20 protein-coding genes (1 of these 20 running past the window's edge) are annotated in these 17,500 nt (G+C 69.5%); 6 read left to right on the top strand and 14 right to left on the bottom strand.

Annotation, left to right across the window (positions count from 1 at the left end; translation table 11 throughout):
* A protein-coding gene (locus ASG29_RS03300) for a CBS domain-containing protein (protein ID WP_055980031.1) crosses the window boundary here: on the bottom strand, positions 1-322 show its 5' portion. 107 nt of this gene lie to the left of the window's left edge; only the first 322 of its 429 coding nucleotides appear in the window; its start codon is at positions 320-322; its stop codon lies beyond the left edge, outside the window.
* A gap of 74 nt (positions 323-396) precedes the next feature.
* Here ASG29_RS03300 and ASG29_RS03295 point away from each other — a divergent pair, with 74 nt between their 5' ends.
* The gene (locus tag ASG29_RS03295; protein WP_055980028.1) at positions 397-687 is read left to right on the top strand and encodes a hypothetical protein; all 291 of its coding nucleotides are present in this window, start codon (positions 397-399) and stop codon (positions 685-687) included.
* Between the two features lie 63 nt (positions 688-750).
* Here ASG29_RS03295 and ASG29_RS03290 read toward each other — a convergent pair whose 3' ends face one another.
* From ASG29_RS03290 to hisS, 4 genes are all read right to left on the bottom strand, one after another.
* Positions 751-1,701, bottom strand: a complete 951-nt coding sequence (locus ASG29_RS03290) for a DUF4167 domain-containing protein (RefSeq protein WP_055980026.1) — start codon at positions 1,699-1,701, stop codon at positions 751-753.
* Positions 1,702-1,926: 225 nt separating this feature from the next.
* Positions 1,927-2,778, bottom strand: coding sequence for a peptide chain release factor N(5)-glutamine methyltransferase (gene prmC, locus ASG29_RS03285; protein WP_055980023.1), 852 nt, complete (start codon positions 2,776-2,778; stop codon positions 1,927-1,929).
* A 261-nt stretch (positions 2,779-3,039) separates the two neighbouring features.
* Positions 3,040-4,116 (bottom strand): peptide chain release factor 1, encoded by a 1,077-nt coding sequence (prfA, locus tag ASG29_RS03280; RefSeq protein WP_055980021.1) that lies wholly within the window; start codon positions 4,114-4,116, stop codon positions 3,040-3,042.
* Positions 4,117-4,237: 121 nt separating this feature from the next.
* A complete protein-coding gene (hisS, locus tag ASG29_RS03275; protein ID WP_055980018.1) occupies positions 4,238-5,476 on the bottom strand; it encodes a histidine--tRNA ligase in 1,239 nt (412 codons plus the stop codon).
* A gap of 50 nt (positions 5,477-5,526) precedes the next feature.
* On the opposite strand from hisS, the gene ASG29_RS03270 reads away from it, so the two are divergent.
* The 3 genes from ASG29_RS03270 (at position 5,527) to ppa (ending at position 9,004) form a co-directional block, all read left to right on the top strand.
* Positions 5,527-6,141, top strand: coding sequence for a DUF1345 domain-containing protein (locus tag ASG29_RS03270; protein WP_055980015.1), 615 nt, complete (start codon positions 5,527-5,529; stop codon positions 6,139-6,141).
* A gap of 326 nt (positions 6,142-6,467) precedes the next feature.
* Entirely contained in the window at positions 6,468-8,393 is a 1,926-nt protein-coding gene (locus ASG29_RS03265; protein WP_055980013.1) for a M61 family metallopeptidase, read from the top strand.
* Between the two features lie 32 nt (positions 8,394-8,425).
* Complete coding sequence (gene ppa, locus ASG29_RS03260) at positions 8,426-9,004, top strand: inorganic diphosphatase (protein WP_055980010.1); 579 nt, start codon at positions 8,426-8,428, stop codon at positions 9,002-9,004.
* 216 nt (positions 9,005-9,220) lie between these two features.
* On the opposite strand, the gene ASG29_RS03255 is transcribed toward ppa, so the two are convergent.
* The 6 genes from ASG29_RS03255 to ispG are packed head-to-tail and all read right to left on the bottom strand — an operon-like array spanning position 9,221 to position 12,683.
* A complete protein-coding gene (locus ASG29_RS03255) occupies positions 9,221-9,544 on the bottom strand; it encodes a DMT family transporter (protein ID WP_055980007.1) in 324 nt (107 codons plus the stop codon).
* The gene (locus tag ASG29_RS03250) at positions 9,544-10,017 is read right to left on the bottom strand and encodes a GNAT family N-acetyltransferase (protein ID WP_055980004.1); all 474 of its coding nucleotides are present in this window, start codon (positions 10,015-10,017) and stop codon (positions 9,544-9,546) included. The genes ASG29_RS03255 and ASG29_RS03250 overlap by 1 nt, the downstream gene beginning before the upstream one ends.
* Positions 10,014-10,907, bottom strand: coding sequence for a DMT family transporter (locus ASG29_RS03245; RefSeq protein WP_055980002.1), 894 nt, complete (start codon positions 10,905-10,907; stop codon positions 10,014-10,016). Before ASG29_RS03245 ends, ASG29_RS03250 begins: the two co-directional genes overlap by 4 nt.
* Positions 10,904-11,284 (bottom strand): type II toxin-antitoxin system VapC family toxin, encoded by a 381-nt coding sequence (locus tag ASG29_RS03240; RefSeq protein ID WP_055980000.1) that lies wholly within the window; start codon positions 11,282-11,284, stop codon positions 10,904-10,906. Before ASG29_RS03240 ends, ASG29_RS03245 begins: the two co-directional genes overlap by 4 nt.
* Entirely contained in the window at positions 11,281-11,511 is a 231-nt protein-coding gene (locus ASG29_RS03235; RefSeq protein WP_055979998.1) for an AbrB/MazE/SpoVT family DNA-binding domain-containing protein, read from the bottom strand. The genes ASG29_RS03240 and ASG29_RS03235 overlap by 4 nt, the downstream gene beginning before the upstream one ends.
* Positions 11,512-11,546: 35 nt before the next feature.
* Positions 11,547-12,683, bottom strand: coding sequence for a flavodoxin-dependent (E)-4-hydroxy-3-methylbut-2-enyl-diphosphate synthase (ispG, locus tag ASG29_RS03230; RefSeq protein ID WP_055979996.1), 1,137 nt, complete (start codon positions 12,681-12,683; stop codon positions 11,547-11,549).
* Positions 12,684-12,798: 115 nt separating this feature from the next.
* Here ispG and ASG29_RS03225 point away from each other — a divergent pair, with 115 nt between their 5' ends.
* Both ASG29_RS03225 and ASG29_RS03220 read left to right on the top strand, forming a co-directional pair.
* Positions 12,799-13,965, top strand: a complete 1,167-nt coding sequence (locus ASG29_RS03225; protein WP_055979993.1) for an acyltransferase family protein — start codon at positions 12,799-12,801, stop codon at positions 13,963-13,965.
* A 7-nt stretch (positions 13,966-13,972) separates the two neighbouring features.
* The gene (locus ASG29_RS03220; RefSeq protein WP_235532742.1) at positions 13,973-14,968 is read left to right on the top strand and encodes an isoaspartyl peptidase/L-asparaginase family protein; all 996 of its coding nucleotides are present in this window, start codon (positions 13,973-13,975) and stop codon (positions 14,966-14,968) included.
* 3 nt (positions 14,969-14,971) lie between these two features.
* Here the strand turns inward: ASG29_RS03220 and ASG29_RS03215 are convergent, their stop codons facing one another.
* From ASG29_RS03215 to motA, 3 genes are all read right to left on the bottom strand, one after another.
* Entirely contained in the window at positions 14,972-15,241 is a 270-nt protein-coding gene (locus ASG29_RS03215; protein WP_055979990.1) for a BrnA antitoxin family protein, read from the bottom strand.
* Positions 15,242-15,527: 286 nt separating this feature from the next.
* On the bottom strand, positions 15,528-16,433 hold the full coding sequence (locus tag ASG29_RS03210) for a flagellar motor protein MotB (RefSeq protein ID WP_055979987.1): 906 nt from the start codon (positions 16,431-16,433) through the stop codon (positions 15,528-15,530).
* The gene (motA, locus tag ASG29_RS03205) at positions 16,434-17,297 is read right to left on the bottom strand and encodes a flagellar motor stator protein MotA (RefSeq protein WP_055979983.1); all 864 of its coding nucleotides are present in this window, start codon (positions 17,295-17,297) and stop codon (positions 16,434-16,436) included.
* Positions 17,298-17,500: the final 203 nt, after the last annotated feature.

Below are 17,500 nucleotides of genomic sequence, written 5' to 3'. Positions count from 1 at the left end.
CGTCCACCACGGGCAGATGGCGGATCCGCCGCTGCGTCATCAGCGACAGGGCGCCGAGGGCCGAATCGCCCGCGCCGACGGTCACCGCGGGCGCGGTCATGACCGCCTCGACGCGATGCGACAGAACGGCGGTATCGCCGTCGGCCAGGGCCTGGATCACGTCGCGCTCGGAAAAGACCCCCGCGACCGCGCCGTCCGCCACCACCGGCACCGCCCCGATCCGGCGCGTCGCCAGCAGCGCGACCGCCGCGGCCACCACCGTGTCCGGCGCGATCGTGAAGACGTCCGCGCCCTTGGTCCCTAGGATGGCCGCGATGGTCATCTTGCCTCTCCTGCGATGTAAGGACTGGAAAGGTGCCACGTCCGCGCGCAGATGCAAGCGATGATGGAACCGCGATGAACGGCCTCGACGATCCCGCCTACGCCCGATTCGCGTGGCGCCGCTTCCGCCGCATCCTGTACGCGATGACCGCCGTGGGCATCGTCGCGGCGGCGGTGGCGGTGTGGCTGGTCGGGCGCGCCTACGGCCCGCTCGGCTGGATCGCGATCCTGGCGACGGTGGGTGGCGTCGTGGGATCGGTCGCGATGGCGGGCGCGCTGATGGGCCTGGCCTTCATGAGTTCGGGCACCGGCCACGACGAGGCGGTGGACGCCTTCGCCCCGGACCACGACGCGCCGCCGCGCTGAACGCGCGAACGGCGCCGGCACCCGGGGGTGCCGACGCCGTCCGATCGTCCGGCGATGCGCGGGTCAACCGACCTGCGGCGCGTCCACGGCGGCGCTGCGGACGCGGCGGCGGCGCGGCTTGGGCGCCTCCTCGTCGTCCGGCACACCCGCCGACAGGCCGAGTGCGGGGGGAAGCCGGTCGGCCTCCAGCGCGATCGCGCCCTCGGGCTCGGCGTCCGTCACCGGCGCGTCCTCGCGCGGCTTGCGCGCGGCGCGGCGGCGGCGGGGCGCCTCCTCGGCCGGGGCGGCGCGCTCGGGTTCGGCGAAGTCGTTGGCGGGTTCGGCCGCCCGCTGGAAGCGCGGTTCCGGTTGCGGCGCGTCGCGCATCTGCTCGCGCTCGCGCCCCTGGTCGCGCGGCTGGTCACGCCCCTGATCGCGATTCCCGCGATCCTCGCGCCCCTGCTCCCGCGCGGTCTCGCGACCCTGCTCGCGGTTCCCGCGATCCTCGCGCCCCTGATCGCGGCCGGTATCGCGCCCCGTATCGCGATTGCCGCGATCGTCGCGCTGCGTCTCGCGCCCGCCGTCCCGGTTGCCGTCGCGCCCGCGATAGTCGCGCTGTTCGCGGTCGGCGCGCGGCGCGCGGTTGTCGTTCTCCGACCCGCGCGGCAGTTCGTCGGCGCGGATCGCATCGCCCTCGTCGCCGAAATCGCCGTCGTCGTCGAACGCGTCGAAATCGTCGCGCTGGCGGCGCTGCTGCTGCGGCTCGTCGCTGCGCCCGCGCTGGTCGGCCAGCACGCGGAAATAATGGTCGGCGAATTGCAGGTAATATTCGGTGTTGACCCGGTCGCCCTGCATCTGCGCGTCGCGCGCCATGTTGCGGTATTTCTCGTGCAGCTGCGCCGCATTGCCCCGCGCGCGGCTGTCGATCCGGTTGCCGCTGTCGCGCTGTCCCTGGCCGCCACCGCCGCCACCCTGGCGCGGGTTGCCACCACCACGGCCGCGACGGCGGCCGTTCTGCTGCCGGTTGTTGATCAAATCAGCGTTCCCGTTCCTGATACAAAGCCCGTTCGATCCGAACGGCGTCCGCTCCCGCAGCGGGTTGCACCTCTACGCCGACACGGGCGCTGGGCCAGCGTGCCGGGGTTGCCATGGCCGCCGACGGTCGGTGGCTGATGACGAAGGGAGGGCCTGCCGCCCGAACGACCGATGGTGTCGATGTTGCGGGCCCCGGCGCCATGTCTAGACGGTCGCGTCCCGTTCTCAAAGCAAAATATCGTGCGCCCGCGCACCGCTTCGGGCCGTCGCGACGAGGCAGCGGTCGTTCCCGCCCAGGTCGCGACGCAGCGTCGTGCGCAATCCCTGCGCGTCCAGCAGCGCGGCCACCCGATCCGCCTGATCGTGCCCGATCTCGATACAGGCGACCCCGCCGGGCGACAGCAGCCGCGGCAGGTCGGGGGCGATGCGGCGATAATCGTCCAGTCCCTGCGCGCCCGCGAACAGGGCCGCGCCCGGCTCGTACCGCGCCACCTCGTCCGGCAGCACCGCGTCGGCGGCGATATAGGGCGGGTTGGCGAGGATCAGGTCGAACCGCCCGTCCACTCCCCGCGCCCAGTCGCCGCGCAGGAAGCGCGCCCGATCCGCCATCGCGAGCGCCGCGGCGTTGCGCACGGCGTAGCCCAGCGCCTCGTCCGACGCATCGACCCCCAGCCCCGTCGCCCCCGGCCATTGCGCCAGCGCGGCGAGCAGCAGCGTCCCCGGCCCGGTGCCCAGATCCAGCACGCGCGCCGGCCCCGCCGTCCCCGCGAAATGATCGACCGCCGCCTCGATCAACGTCTCGCTGTCGGCGCGCGGCACCAATACGCCCGGCCCCACCACCAGGTCGATCGTCCAGAACGCGCGCGTCCCCGTCAGATACGCCACCGGCTCCTGCCGCGCGCGCCGCTCGACCAGCGCATCGAACGCGGGCGGCACGTCGTGGTCCCCCAGCGTCAGCAACAACCGCTCGCGCGTGATCCCCAGCGCATGCGCCAGCAGCAATTCCGCATCCAGCCGCGGCGTGGCCGAAAACCCGAATTGGGCGGTGGCTTCGTTCAGCGCTTCGCGGGCCGTCATGTCGGGAACATCGGTTCACGCGAAGACGCGAAGGCGCGAAGGAAGAAGGGGGTTCGCGCAGAGGCGCAGAGGCGCAGAGGCGATACGCCATCGGCACTCGTCTCGCGCAGCGAGACCCTCACTCTCCCGGCAGCCTCATGTACCGGCCGCCGAGGCAGCCGGGACCAGGCCGCCGCCACAACGTCTCCGCGTCTCCGCGCCTCCGCGCGAACAACCTTCCTTCTACCTTCGCGCCTTCGCGTCTTCGCGCGAACAACACCTTTACCCATCCAGCGTCGCCAGCCGCTCCGCCTCGTCCTGCGCGATCAGCGCGCCGATCAGCTCGTCCATGTCGCCCTGCAATATCTCGGGCAGGCGATGCAGCGTCAGGTTGATGCGGTGGTCCGTCACGCGCCCCTGCGGGAAATTGTACGTGCGGATGCGTTCGGACCGGTCGCCCGATCCCACCATCGCCTTGCGCGTGCCCGATCGCTCCGCCGCCAGCCGCTCGCGCTCCGCCTCGTACAGGCGGGTGCGCAGGACCTTCAGCGCCTTGGCCTTGTTCTTGTGCTGCGACTTCTCGTCCTGCTGGATCACGACCAGCCCGGTGGGAAGATGCGTGATCCGGACCGCGCTGTCGGTGGTGTTGACCGACTGCCCGCCCGGCCCCGACGACCGATAGACATCGATCCTCAGGTCGCGCGCCTCGTCGATCTGGACGTCGACCTCCTCCGCCTCCGGCAATACCGCCACCGTCGCCGCCGACGTATGGATACGCCCGCCGCTCTCGGTCGCGGGCACGCGCTGCACGCGGTGGACCCCGCTCTCGAACTTCAGCTTCGCGAACACGCCGGTGCCGGTGACGCTGGCGACGACTTCCTTGAACCCGCCCGCATCGCTGTCGCTGGCGGAGATCAGCTCGACCCGCCACCCCTGCCCCTCGGCATAGCGCTGGTACATCCGGAACAGGTCGCCCGCGAACAGCGCCGCCTCGTCCCCGCCCGTGCCCGCGCGCAATTCCAGCATCGCCGACCGCTGGTCCGCCGCGTCGCGCGGCAGCAAGGCGAGCGCGAGCCGCCGGTCCGCCTCGCCCAGCGCCGCGCGGTTCTCGCGCAATTCCTCCTCCGCCATGCCGCGCAGTTCCGCGTCGGCATCCTGCGTCATATAGGCGAGGCTCTCCGCCTCCTGCCGCAACCGCCGCACCTCGCCCGCCGCCTGCGCGACGGGTTCCAGCTCGGCATATTCCTTCGACACCGCGACGAAGCGCTCGCCGTCGAGGCTGCCGGTCGACATCAAAGCCGCAAGTTCATCCCGCCGCGCCTCGATCTGCGCGATCCGTTCGGGGGAGATGGTGGTCACGACGCCACCCCGTTCCCTGGCGAAGGCCGGGGCCCAGCCCGGAAAAAGGAAACGCGCGGCAGCGCGATCGGCGCTGCGCGCCGAGACTGGACCCCGGCCTTCGCCGGGGAACGGGGACAGTTCAACGCAACACCTCCTGCACCCGCGAAATGTCGCCACGAAGACGCCGAATCCGAGATTGCGTTGCCACCTCTCCATTGTCACCGGTCAGCGCAGAAAAAGTGACCGTCTCCGCCGGCTCCAGCTTCAACGCCTTGTCGTACCGCTTCTTCGGCGATCCCGTCGCCACCAGTTCCGCCGCGACGCCCCCGCGCCGCAACCGCGCCAACGCCGCGACCGCCTCGGCCAGCGCCGCATCGTCCTCGACCACCAGCACGACCTCCGGCCGCGCCGCCGCCGGCTCCTCCACCAGCATCGCCAGCCGCTCCACCCCCGCGGCCCAGCCCACGCCCGCGGTCGTCGGCCCGCCCAGCGACTCGACCAGCCCGTCATACCGCCCGCCCGCCAGCACGGTCCCCTGCGCGCCCAGCCGGTCGGTCACGAACTCGAACGCGGTATGCCGGTAATAGTCGAGCCCGCGCACCAGCCGCGGATTGCGTGTCCAGCGCACCCCCGCCGCATCCAGCCCCGCGGTCACCGCGTCGAAGAACGCGCGCGCCTCCACCGTCAGGAACGCGTCGATATCCGGCGCACTGTCCGCGACCGGCCGATCGCGCGGATCCTTGGAATCGAGGATACGCAGCGGATTCTTCTCCAGCCGCGCCAGGCTTTCCTCGCTCAACGTCCCCCGATGCGCCGCGAAATGCGCCACCAGTGCCGCGCGCCACGCCTCGCGCGTTTCCGCATCGCCCAGCGTGTTCAGCTGCAACGTCACGCCGTCCGCGATCCCCAGCTCGTGCAGCAACTGGTCCGCCAGGCACAGCAATTCCACATCCGCCGCCGGCTCGGGCGCGCCCAGTATCTCGGCGTCGATCTGGTGGAACTGGCGATACCGCCCCTTCTGCGGCCGTTCGTAGCGGAACACCGCCCCGCCGGTGACCAGCTTCAGCGGCGCATATTGCTGCCATCCTTCGGTGATGTACGCGCGCGCGATCCCCGCGGTGAATTCGGGCCGCAGCGTCAGCGAATCCCCGCCCTTGTCGGGAAAGGTGTACATCTCCTTCGACACGACATCGGTCGTCTCGCCGATGCTGCGCGCGAACACCTGCGTGTCCTCGAACATGGGCACTTCGACGCGTTCGAAGCAATACAGGCGCCGCACGCGGTCGAACGTGTCGAGCACGTGCGCGAAGCGACGCTGGTTCTCGCGGAAGATGTCCTGCGTGCCGCGCACGCGCTGGGGGGTCTGGATACGGGCCATTTCGGGCGGCTATCTAGGCGAGCGCGGGCCGACGCGCTAGCACCCCCCCCATGGCGCGCCTCGCCCCACCCCGCTTCCTGCTGTTCCTGCTGGTCTTCGTCGTCGCGCTGCCGCTCGCGATCGCATGGCACGGGTGGAGCCACGGCCCGATGCTGGCCTTCGACGCCGCCACGCTCGCCTTCCTCGCGTCGATGCCGTCGCTGTTCCGCCGCGACAGCGCGGCGCAGATGCGCGCCACCGCCAAGGCCACCGACGCCAACCGGGCGGAGATGCTGGCCTTCGCCGTCATCGCCAGCGGCGCGGTGCTGGTCGCGGTCGCGGCGGAACTGCAACGCCCCGGGCGCGGCGATACGGCACTGGTCCTCGCGACGCTCGCGCTCGCCTGGGCGTTCGCCAACGTCGTCTACGCGCTGCATTACGCCCACCTCTATTATATGGCGCGCGACGGCGTGGACACGGGCGGGCTGTCCTTCCCCGGCACCGACACGCCCGACTATGGCGACTTCCTGTATTTCGCGGTGACGCTGGGCATGACGTTCCAGACCAGCGACGTGGCGATCGAAAGCCGCGCGATGCGCCGCGTCGCGACGGGGCAGTCGGTGGCGGCGTTCGTCTTCAACCTCGGCATCCTCGCCTTCACGATCAACATCCTGGGCGGCGGCTGAGGCGCGGCTGTCCTACATCCCCGGCGCCGTGCATGATCGTCTTGCCGGACCCGTCCCGGCATCCATCGTGCCGCGAGGACGACCGTATGTGGTGTGCAAAACCCCCGACCCCAGGGAACAGGCGCGTTTCCCGACCGGCGGCCGCCGTGCGCCCGGCCGCCGAAACCGCGCTATCGCCTCAACATTCGCAACATTCGCGGTTCGGGCCGAAGCAAAAACAACGACTTGCCGACGTCGCCCCGGATGCGCCCGGCACCCGTCGGGACTGGACGCATCGCCGCCGCGCCGCCTAAGCGATCGGCATAACGACCATAACGGGACGCCTCATGATCCGCCGCATCCTCGCCGCCACGCTCCTCTGCTCCACGTCCGCGCCCCTGCCCGTTGGCGCGCAGGTCCCCGCCGGCAATTCCGCGCCGCAGCCGGTGCCCTTCGTCGACGCCATCCCCGCGCCACGCGACGTGCGCTATCCCGGCACGATCCGCCTCGACGTGGACGCCACCGACACCCAACGCGGCATCCTGCGCGTGGTGGAGACGATCCCGGTCGCGAAGGCGGAGCGCATGACGTTGCTGTTCCCCAAATGGCTTCCCGGCGCACACAGCCCGCGCGGCGAGATCGACAAGCTGGCGGGCCTCGTCATCACCGCGGGCGGCAAGCGGATCGACTGGACCCGCGATCCGGTCGACGTCACCGCCTTCCACATCCAGGTCCCCGCGGGCGCGAAGGCGGTCGAGGCGCGGTTCCAGTTCGTTTCCGCGACGAAGGCGGATCAGGGCCGCATCGTCATGACCCCCACGATGATCTCGCTGCAGCCCAATTCCGTCAGCCTGTATCCCGCGGGCCATTTCACGCGCCAGATCCCGGTGCAGATGACGGTCCGCTACCCCGACGGCTGGACCGCATCGGGCGCGCTGGCGGCGAAGGTGACCGGCGCGACCTACGCCTACGAAACGACGAACTACGAAGTGCTGGTCGATTCCCCGATCCTCGCGGGCAAGTACGGGAAGGTGTGGGACCTGACCCCGCGCGTCCGCCTCGCCGCCTATGCCGACGATCCCGCCGAACTCGCCGCCACGCCCGCGCAGGTCGACGCGCACCGCCGCCTGGTCGAACAATCGGCGAAGACCTTCGGCGCGCAGCATTACGACCGCTACACCTTCCTGCTGTCGATCACCGACCAGCTGGGCGGCATCGGGCTGGAGCATCACCGGTCGAGCGAGAACGGCGTGACGCCGGGCTATTTCACGAAATGGAACGACGGCCCCGGCCGCCGCAACCTGCTGCCGCACGAATTCGCGCACAGCTGGGACGGGAAATTCCGCCGCGGCGCCGATTCGTGGACCCCCGACTATCGCACCCCCATGCGCAATTCGCTGTTGTGGGTGTACGAGGGTCAGACGCAATTCTGGGGCTACGTCCTCCAGGCGCGGTCGGGCCTCGTGTCGAAGCAGGATACGCTCGATCAATATGCCGCGATCATGGCGCTGTACGATTCGCAACCCGCGCGGGCATGGCGCGACCTGCTCGACACCACCAACGACCCCATCATCTCGCAACGCCGCCCGAAGGGCTGGACCAGCTGGCAGCGGAGCGAGGATTATTACAACGAAGGGCTGCTGGTCTGGATGGACGTCGATTCGCTGCTGCGCGAGAAGTCGGGCGGGACGAAGTCGATCGACGATTTCGCGCGCGCCTTCTTCGGCATCCGCGACGGCGACTGGGGTGAGGTCACGTACACGCTGGACGACGTCGCGGGCACGCTGAACGCGATCCAGCCGTACGACTGGAAGGGCTATCTCGACCGCCGCCTGACCGAACATGCGAAGGGCGCGCCGATCGACGGCTTCGCGCGCAACGGCTATCGCCTGGTCTACACCGACATGGCCGCGCCGTCGTTCAAGGCGAACGAGGCGACGCGCAAGATCGCGGACCTGACCTTCTCGGGCGGCTTCGTCGTCGGCACGACGGGCGAGGTATCGGGCGTGACGTGGGATTCGCCCGCCTTCGCCGCGGGGATGACCGTCGGCGACACGATCCAGGCGGTGAACGGCGACGCCTTCACGCCCGACCGGCTGAAGACCGCGATCGCGGCGGCGAAGGGGACGAAGGAACCGGTGCAGCTGACCGTGAAGGACGGCGATCGCTTCCGCACCGTCGCCCTCGACTATCACGGGGGCCTGCGCTACCCGCGGCTGGAGAAGATCGGCACCGGGGAAGGTGGCCTCGACAGGCTGCTCGCCCCGCGCTGAGGCCGACCTGATCGACAGACAATGGAGAATCCATGCGCATCGACCTGATCCCCGTGGGGCGCGCCGCGCCCGACGACCTGAACGTCATCATCGAGGTCCCGACGGGCGGCGAGCCGGTGAAGTACGAGTTCGACAAGGCGTCGGGCGCGCTGTTCGTCGACCGCATCCTGCACACGCCGATGCGCTATCCGGCGAATTACGGGTTCGTGCCCCACACGCTGTCGCCCGACGGCGACCCGCTCGACGCGCTGGTCGTCGCGCGCTCGCCCTTCATCCCCGGCTGCGTCGTGCGCGCGCGCCCGATCGCGGTGCTGAACCTGGAGGACGAGGCCGGCGGGGACGAGAAGCTGGTGTGCGTGCCGGTCGATTCGACCTTCCCCTATTACTCCAACGTCGGCGAGCGCGGGGACATGCCGGAGATCGTGTTCGAGCAGATCGAGCACTTCTTCACCCACTACAAGGACCTGGAGAAGAAGAAGTGGGTGCGCATCGGCACCTGGGGCGACCGCGACGAGGCGCGCCGCATCGTGATGGAAGCGATCGACCGCTACGACGCGGCGAAGGCCAAGGGCGAGGAACCGCACGAGGCGGACGACACGGGGCGGGAATAAGGAACGACGTCACCCCGGGCTCGTCCCGGGGTCCACCATGCAGCACGAGCGGCGAAATTTGTCGTGCCGCGGCGGTGACGGCGGGTAGCGCCCGACATGACGAGGAACCAGGGCGGGCGCTCTACGTCCCGCACCCCCGCCCATCATCCGCGGTGCGTCACCGTCCCTGCCGGCGCCATCGCCTCCACAACCCGGTCGATCGCCCCGTGCCCAGCGTCACGCCGGCGCGCCCGTCAGCTTCAGCCCCGCGATACACGCCACCGCCCCTGCGATCAGCAACAGCCGCACCGGCGTCGCCGCCTCGCCGAACCACAGCATCCCGATCACCACGGTTCCCAACGCGCCGATCCCGGTCCACACCGCATAGGCGGTCCCCATCGGGATCGTCCGCGCCGCCATCTCCAGCAGCACCATCGACAGCGTGACCGAAACCAGGAAGCCCAGCGTCCACGGCAGGTTCCGGAACCCGTCGGCATAACGCAGGCAGGTGGTGAACCCCACCTCGAACAACCCGCCCGCGATCAGCAGCACCCACGCCATCACGCTTTCACCGCCAGCCGCCGCAACGCATCGCCGCTCAACCGCTGGATCGTCCACTCCTCCATCCCCACCGCGCCGATCGCGCGATAGAAACCGATCGCGGGCGCGTTCCAGTCCAGCACCGACCATTCGAACCGCGCGCACCCGCGATCGACCGCGATCCCCGCCAGATGCGCCAGCAACGCCTTCCCCGCCCCGCGCCCGCGCGCGTCGGGCGTGACGTACAGATCCTCCAGGTACAGCCCGCGCCTTCCCTCCCACGTCGAGAAGTTGTGGAAGAACAACGCGAACCCCACGGGCACGCCGTCCTCCGCGATCACCGCCTCCGCCGCGGGCGACGTGCCGAACAGCGCGGCGTGCAGCATCGCCTCCGTCGCGACGACCGCGTCCGGCTCCCGCTCGTACGCCGCCAGTTCGCGCACGAACCGCAGGATCGTCGCCACATCCGCCGGCGTCGCATCCCGAACGATCATGCCGCCACCTCCAATACCTTCGCCGGTCGCCGCCGCGCCGCATACAGGCACGCCGCCACGATTACCGCCGCGCCCAGCAGGGTCGTCGTCGCCACCCGCTCCCCGAACGCCAGCCACCCAAGCACCGCGGCATAGACGAACGACGTATATTCCGTCGTCGCCAGATACCCCGTCTCGCCATGCGCATAGGCCCAGGCCAGCAGGAACAGCGACGCGGTCGCCAGCGCCGCCCCGCACGCGATCTTCCAATATTCGCCCGTTGGCGGCACGACCAGCAGCCACGGCGCGGCAAGAAGCAACAGACCCGCGACGATCGCGGACTGGAAGAACGCGATCTCGCCCGGCCGCGCCGCCTGGCTCTGCACCCGCGCGACGACCAGGTTCACGGCATACAGCACGGCGGAGACGAGGATCGCGACCGCACCCAGGAACGCCTCCGGCCCCAGCGCCGCGCTGCGGTGCCCCGCCATGATGATGGCGACCCCGCCCAATGCCGCGACGGACGCGCCCACGGTCCGCGCCCCGACCCGCTCCCCCAGCGCCACGGCACCGAGCAGCAGCGCCAGCAGCGGCGCGATGTACGACAGCGCGATCGCCTGCGCCATCGGCACGCGCGCCAGGCCCCAGAAGAACAGCAACGCCATCACCGCGGTAATGGCGCCGCGCAGCAGGTGCAGCCGCGCCGCCCGCCGCGACGGCCACCCGCCCCCGCTCGCCTTCCACGCCACCCCGCCCAGCATCGCCGACAACGCGGTCCGCCACGCCAGCGCATTGTAGACGCCCAGCGCCAGCGTCAGCGACTTCATGAACGCGTCCATGATCGAGAACAGCCCGATTCCCCCCGCCGCCACCGCGAAGGCGATTGCGGGCGAGAGCGGCCGCGCCGTCATCGGATCAGGCGGACGTCGATGCCGATGTCCAGTTGCGCCCACGCATGATCCGCAGTGAGCACGGGAATGTCGAACCGCTGCGCCAGCGCCAGACAGATGCGATCGCCCAGCGATCGGCCGAGCGCGATGGTCAGCGGCCGAAGATCGGCCGCGCGCCGCGCATCGTCGCGGTCGTGATCGATATACTGGATCGGCAGGCGGCGCAGCACGAGCGTGACGTCGTCGGCGCTCAACTCGCGCTCGATCACCTTCGTCAGTATCTCCGCGAGGGTGACGGTCGATAGCAGGAAGGGGCCTTCGTCACGAACGAGGATATCGCCGCCGGGTTCGTTGAGCAGAAAGGCGAGGACGACCGACGCATCGACGACCTGCCTCATTCTCCCCAGTCCGCACGCCGCTCGCGCAGGAACTGGTCGACGGTATATCCCTTCATTCCATCGCGCAGGCGCGCAAGCGCGGCATCGGGATCGTCGCGTCGCAGAACGATCCCGCCGGACCCGCTATCGAGCGACACCGAATCACCGTCCTTCAGGCCAAGTTCGCGCCGCAGGTCCGCAGGAATCACGATCTTCCCGCCTGCGATTACCTTGGCATGATAGGTCATGATTCACCTCCGATACCAAAACAGTATCATAGGACCTATTCCGCCGCCAGTACCTGCGCCGCTTGCGCGGTCCGGTCCGCCGCCTCGATCTCCGCCGCCTTCGCCTCGACCAGCTTCACGATATGGTCGATCATTCCGGCGTCCTGCACATGGTGATCGGTCACGCCCGACAGATAGACCATGTGCTTGCCGTTGCCGCCGCCGGTGATCCCGATATCGGTCTCCCGCGCCTCGCCCGGCCCGTTGACGACGCAGCCCAGCACCGACAGGCTCATCGGCGTGCGGATATGCTGGAGCCGTTCCTCCAGCGCCTGGACCGTCCGGATCACGTCGAACCCCTGCCGCGCGCACGACGGGCAGCTGACGACGCGGACGCCGCGGTTGCGGATGCCCAGCGCCTTCAGGATCTCGAACCCGACGCGCACTTCCTCCTCGGGCTCGGCCGACAGCGACACGCGGATCGTGTCGCCGATCCCGTACCACAGCAGGCTGCCCATCCCGATCGCGCTCTTGACGGTACCGCCGACGAAGCCGCCCGCCTCGGTGATGCCCAGGTGAAGCGGGCAATCGACCTGCTCCGCCAGCTGCTGGTACGCCGCCACCGCCAGGAACAGGTCCGACGCCTTCACCGCGACCTTGAATTCGTGGAAGTCGTGGTCCTGCAACAGCTTGATGTGGTCCAATGCGCTCTCGACCAAGGCGTCCGGACACGGCTCCCCGTATTTCTCCAGCAGGTGGCGTTCCAGCGACCCGCCGTTGACGCCGATGCGGATCGCGCAGCCGTTCGATTTCGCCGCGTCGACCACTTCCTTCACGCGCGCGGCCGAACCGATGTTGCCCGGGTTGATGCGCAGGCACGCCGCACCCGCATCCGCCGCCTCCAGCGCGCGCTTGTAGTGGAAATGGATGTCCGCGACGATCGGCACGTTGGCGGCGCGCACGATCCGGCCCAGCGCGGCGGTCGATTCGACGTCGGGACAGGACACGCGGATGATGTCCACCCCCGCCTCCTCGCACCGCCGGATCTGGTCGATCGTGGCGCCGGGGTCGCTGGTGGGCGTATTGGTCATCGTCTGCACGGTGACGGGCGCACCCCCGCCGACGGGGACGTTGCCGACCATGATCTGGCGGCTCTCGCGGCGCTGGATATCGCGCCAGGGACGAATGGACATGCCGCCCCTATACCCCAGCGGCGTGACAGGGAAAAGGCGGCACCGCCGCGGTCGCGAAACCCGCGTCCCGGCACGGAATTAGCCTCCCCGCCGCGAAGCTGCTAGGCGGCGCGGCGTGCAACGTCACTACGGCCTCGACTGGCTCCGCATCGGGGCGTTCGCGATCCTGATCCTGTACCATGTCGGCATGGTGTTCGTGCCGTGGGATTTCCATGCGAAACTGCCCGGCGCGTGGTGGGCGACGGTGCCGATGATGGCGTCTAACCCGTGGCGGCTCAGCCTGTTGTTCGTCGTGTCGGGCTATGCCAGCCGCGCCTTGCTGAAACGCAATGCGGGCGCGGCGAAATTCGCGCGGCAACGCTCGCTGCGCCTTCTGGTACCGCTTGCGTTCGGGGTGGCGGTGATCGTGCCGCCGCAGGCATGGGTCGAACTGACCACCAAATACGGCTACACCTTCGGCTTCGCGCATTTCTGGCTACACGACTATTTCCGTTTCGGCACGCTCGGGCCGCTGGTGCTGCCGACGTGGAACCATCTGTGGTTCGTCGGCTATCTGTGGGTCTATTCCCTCGCGCTGGCGGTCATGGTCGGGGCGACCCCGGCCGGAGCCCGTCGCGCGATACAGCGCGGGTTCGACGCCGTCGCGCGCGGCCCCGCCCTGCTGGTCGTGCCGCTGGCGTGGATGGTGCTCGTCAGCTTCTGGCTGTTCCCCGGCGCGCGCGAGACGCACATGCTGACCGACGACTGGGTCGCGCATTTCAGCTATTTCCCCGCGTTCCTGTTCGGCTTCGCGATGGCCGCCGCGCCGCACACCCTGGCCGACCTGCGCCGCTGGTGGCCCGCCAGCGCGGTGATCGCGATCGCGTCCTATGCCGTGGTCGCGGGGATCGAGATCCGCTGGCCCGGCGGCACGATGCCCCGACCCTTCGGCCAGATATTCTCGATCGCGCGCGCGGTGGAAGGATGGACCGCGGTCGCCGCGCTGATCGGATTCGCCGACCGCCACTGGAACCGCGACCACCGCTGGCGCCCGATGCTGACCGAGGCGGTGTTCCCCTTCTACATCGTGCATCAGACCGTGATTGTCGTCGTCGCCTGGCTGCTGCTGCCCGCGGGCCTGCCGATATGGCTCGACTTCATCGTGCTGGTGGCGGCGACGGTCGCGGGTTGCCTCGCCTTCTATTTCGGCGGGCGATCGATCCTGTGGCTGCGCCCCCTGATCGGCTTGCGCCGCCACGCCTCCCGGCGCACGCACGTCGACCCCCGTCCCGCCATCGTGTGAGGCATTCATGTCCCTGATCCTCGGAGCCCTGCTGATGACCGCCGCCGCCGATACCGCCCCGCAATGGTCGCTCGTGATCCACGGCGGCGCGGGCGTCCTCGATCGCGACCGCGTGACGAAGGAACAGGACGCGGGCGCGCGCGCCGCGCTGGCGCAGGCGCTCGCCGCGGGAGAGGCGGTGCTGGCGAAGGGCGGCGCCGCGGTGGACGCGGTCGAGGCCGCGGTGAAGGTGCTGGAGGACGATCCCCATTTCAACGCGGGCCGCGGCGCGGTCTTCACCTATGAGGGGAAGAACGAACTCGACGCCGCGATCATGGACGGGCGCGACCGGTCCGCAGGTGCGGTCGCCGGCGTGACGCGCACCCGCCATCCGGTCAGCCTGGCACGCGCGGTGAAGGACGACAGCCCGCACGTGTTCCTGATCGCGGACGGCGCCGACACGTTCAGCCGCGAACAGGGGCTGGAGCAGGTCGACCCGTCGTGGTTCGCCACGCCCGAACGCCGGCGCCAGCTGGAGGAACTGAAGGCCAGGAAGGTCGGCTGGTTCGACGTCGACATGAAATACGGCACCGTCGGCGCGGTCGCGCGCGATGCGGACGGCCATGTCGCCGCCGCGACCTCCACCGGCGGCGTGACGGGCAAGCGCTGGGGTCGCGTCGGCGATGCGCCGCTGATCGGCGCGGGCACCTATGCCGACGATCGCGCCTGCGCCGTGTCGGCGACCGGATCGGGCGAATTCTTCATCCGCGCGGGCGTCGCGCACGAAATCTGCGCGCGCGTTCGCTTCAAGGGCGACACGCTGCAACAGGCGGCGGACACCGTCATGGCGGAGGTGAAGACGCTGGGCGGCAGCGGCGGCGTGATCGTGACCGGGCCGACGGGGGATGTGGCGTGGAGCTTCAACACCTCGGGCATGTACCGCGGCATCGCCACCTCGACCGGGCGGCGCCAAGTGGCGGTGTACGGCGACGAGGAGCGGGGCGGGGAACCCGGCGCGAAATAGCGCCTACACCCCCGCGGCGGCGCGCAGCGCGGCATTCATCCGCGTCTGCCACCCCGGCCCCCCCGCCTTGAACCGCGCAATGACGTCGCGGTCGAGCCGCAGCGACACCTGTTCCTTGTCGGAACCGGCGGGGCGGCCGGTCTTGCGCGTCAGTGCGGCAACGACTTCGGGCGGCAGCACCTCGTGCGCCGGACGCGCGCGCGCGAAATCCTCTTCCGTCCACTCGGGATTGTCGTCATCGAACACGACCGGCGGCAGTTGCTTAGAGGCCATAACGACGCATCTCCTTCTCGCGAGCATGCCGGAGGCTTATCGCACGCAACGCTCCGCCACGCACCGTGAACACCAGACACCGCCCCTGCCCGTCGACGCGACCGAACGCACGGACGCGCTTCGCCGTAATCGTGCCGGTCGTCCGGAACGATGACGGGGGCCGCATCGAACCCCGTGAAGTCTGCAAGCGACAAACCATGTTTGGCACGGTTCGCCGCATCCTTCACCGGGTCGAATATGACGTCCACGTTCGTTTATGTAGATGCAAAAACCCCGACGTTCAAGCCTATTGCCCGAACGTCCCCGGCCGATACAGCAGGGTCACCGCCACGCGCCGGTTGCGCGGGTCCATCGGGTCCTTCGCGATCATCGGCTCGCGATCCGCGACGCCTTCGATGCGGTTGAAGCGCGCTTCCGGGATACCACCCAGCGCCAGCCGGCGGCGCGTCGCCTCGGCCCGGCCCGACGCCAGCATCCAGTTGTTCATCGCGCGCGGGTCGCCGAAGGGCACGCTGTCGGTATGGCCGCGGATCATGATCGGGTTCGCGGTTTCGCGGATCCCCGCCGCCACCATGCCGACCAGCTTCGACGCGTCGCTTTCCAGCGCGGTCGTGCCCAGCGCGAACATCGAATAATCCGCATCGTCGATCAGGTCGATCCGCATCCCGTCGGGCGTCATCGTGAAGCGGACGTGCTTGCCCAGCTTCGCCAGCGCCTTGGTCGCGGCGATCTTGCGCATCACTTCGGCCTTGAGCTTCGCGAAGTTCTTCCGGTCCTCGTCCTGCACCGCGCGGCTGGACCGCAGCGATCCCTTGTCGCCGAACCCCTGCATCGGGCCGCCGGCGGACCCGGCCTTTATCATGATCGCCTGCTTGTTCGCCTGGCCCGCCTTGGGGCCCAGCTTGTTCTCGGACAGCACCGATTCGCCGCCCGCCGGGCCGTTGCCGCCGATGCCCAGCGACCGGTTGTCCAGCAGGGTCGGCGCGAAATAGTCCGCGATGCCCTTGCGCTGCTTCTCGTTCGTCGCGCCCAGCAGCCATAGCAGCAGGAAGAACGCCATCATCGCGGTCACGAAATCGGCATAGGCGACCTTCCACGCGCCGCCGTGGTGCCCGCCTGCGACCACCGTGATCTTCTTGACCACGATGACCTTCGGCGGCTCGTTCTTGCCATGGGGTGCAGCCTTCGCCACCTACTTGCCCCGCAGGCCGTCGAACACCTCGGCGAAGCCGGGCTGGTTCTTGTGCGCGATGCCCGCGCGTGCCGCCTCGATCACCAGCGGCTGCGGATGGCCGTGGAGCGAGGCGATGATGATCTGCTTCACCACGTCGTAGATCGCGCCGTCGGCATCGATCACCTGCTGCAACCGGTTGGCCAGCGGATTGACGATCCCGTACGCCAGCAACACGCCCATGAACGTGCCGACCAGCGCGGACCCGATCATCCCGCCCAGTACGCTCGGCGGCTTGTCGATCGACCCCATCGTCTTGACGATGCCCAGCACCGCGGCGACGATGCCCAGCGCGGGCAGCGAATCGGCCAGGCTGGTCAGGGTATGCTGCGGCCCCAGCACTTCGTGGTGATGGTTCTTGATCGAATGGTCCATGACCTCCTCGACCGCATGGACGTCCAGCGTGCCCGACGACACGACGACCAGCCGCAGCGTGTCGGCGATCAGGTTCACCAGCGTATGGTCGGCCAGCAGGCGGGGATATTCGGCGAACACGGCGGAGGACTTGGGATCCTCGACATGCGGCTCCAGCGCGATCGGCCCTTCCATGCGCAGCATCTTCATCAGCTTGCTGACGAGGAAGATGACGTCCAGATAATCCTGCTTCTTGTACTTCGGCCCCTTGAAGACCTTGCCCAGGCCGCCGCCCATGGCCTTCAGTTCCTTGCCCGAATTGCCGATGATGAGCGCGCCCGCCGCGGCGCCGCCGATGATGAGCATCTCGTGCGGGATCGCATGCATGACGGGGCCGAGCGCGCCGCCGGTGATGGCGAATCCGCCGAACACCATGGCGAGAAGGACGACGAGGCCGATGGCCGGAAACATGGGCGAATCCCGTTATTGTGTGGGCCGTGGTTAACCCGGGAGGGGTGCAGAAACGGTTACTGCGGCACACATTTGCCGGCTTGGCGGGCGATTGCCGGGTGTTTGCCGGGCGCGTCGGATGCGACATTGCGCCACCCTCACCCCACCCTCCGCCCCAACCCCGTTCGGGCTGAGCGAAGTCGAAGCCCAAGCGCAGGTGGCGC

The organism is Sphingomonas sp. Leaf412, from assembly GCF_001425405.1.
In the GTDB taxonomy this organism is placed as follows: Bacteria; Pseudomonadota; Alphaproteobacteria; order Sphingomonadales; family Sphingomonadaceae; genus Sphingomonas.
The sequence above is the reverse complement of the archived record's forward strand: the minus strand, read 5'-3'. Positions and strand labels throughout refer to the sequence as shown.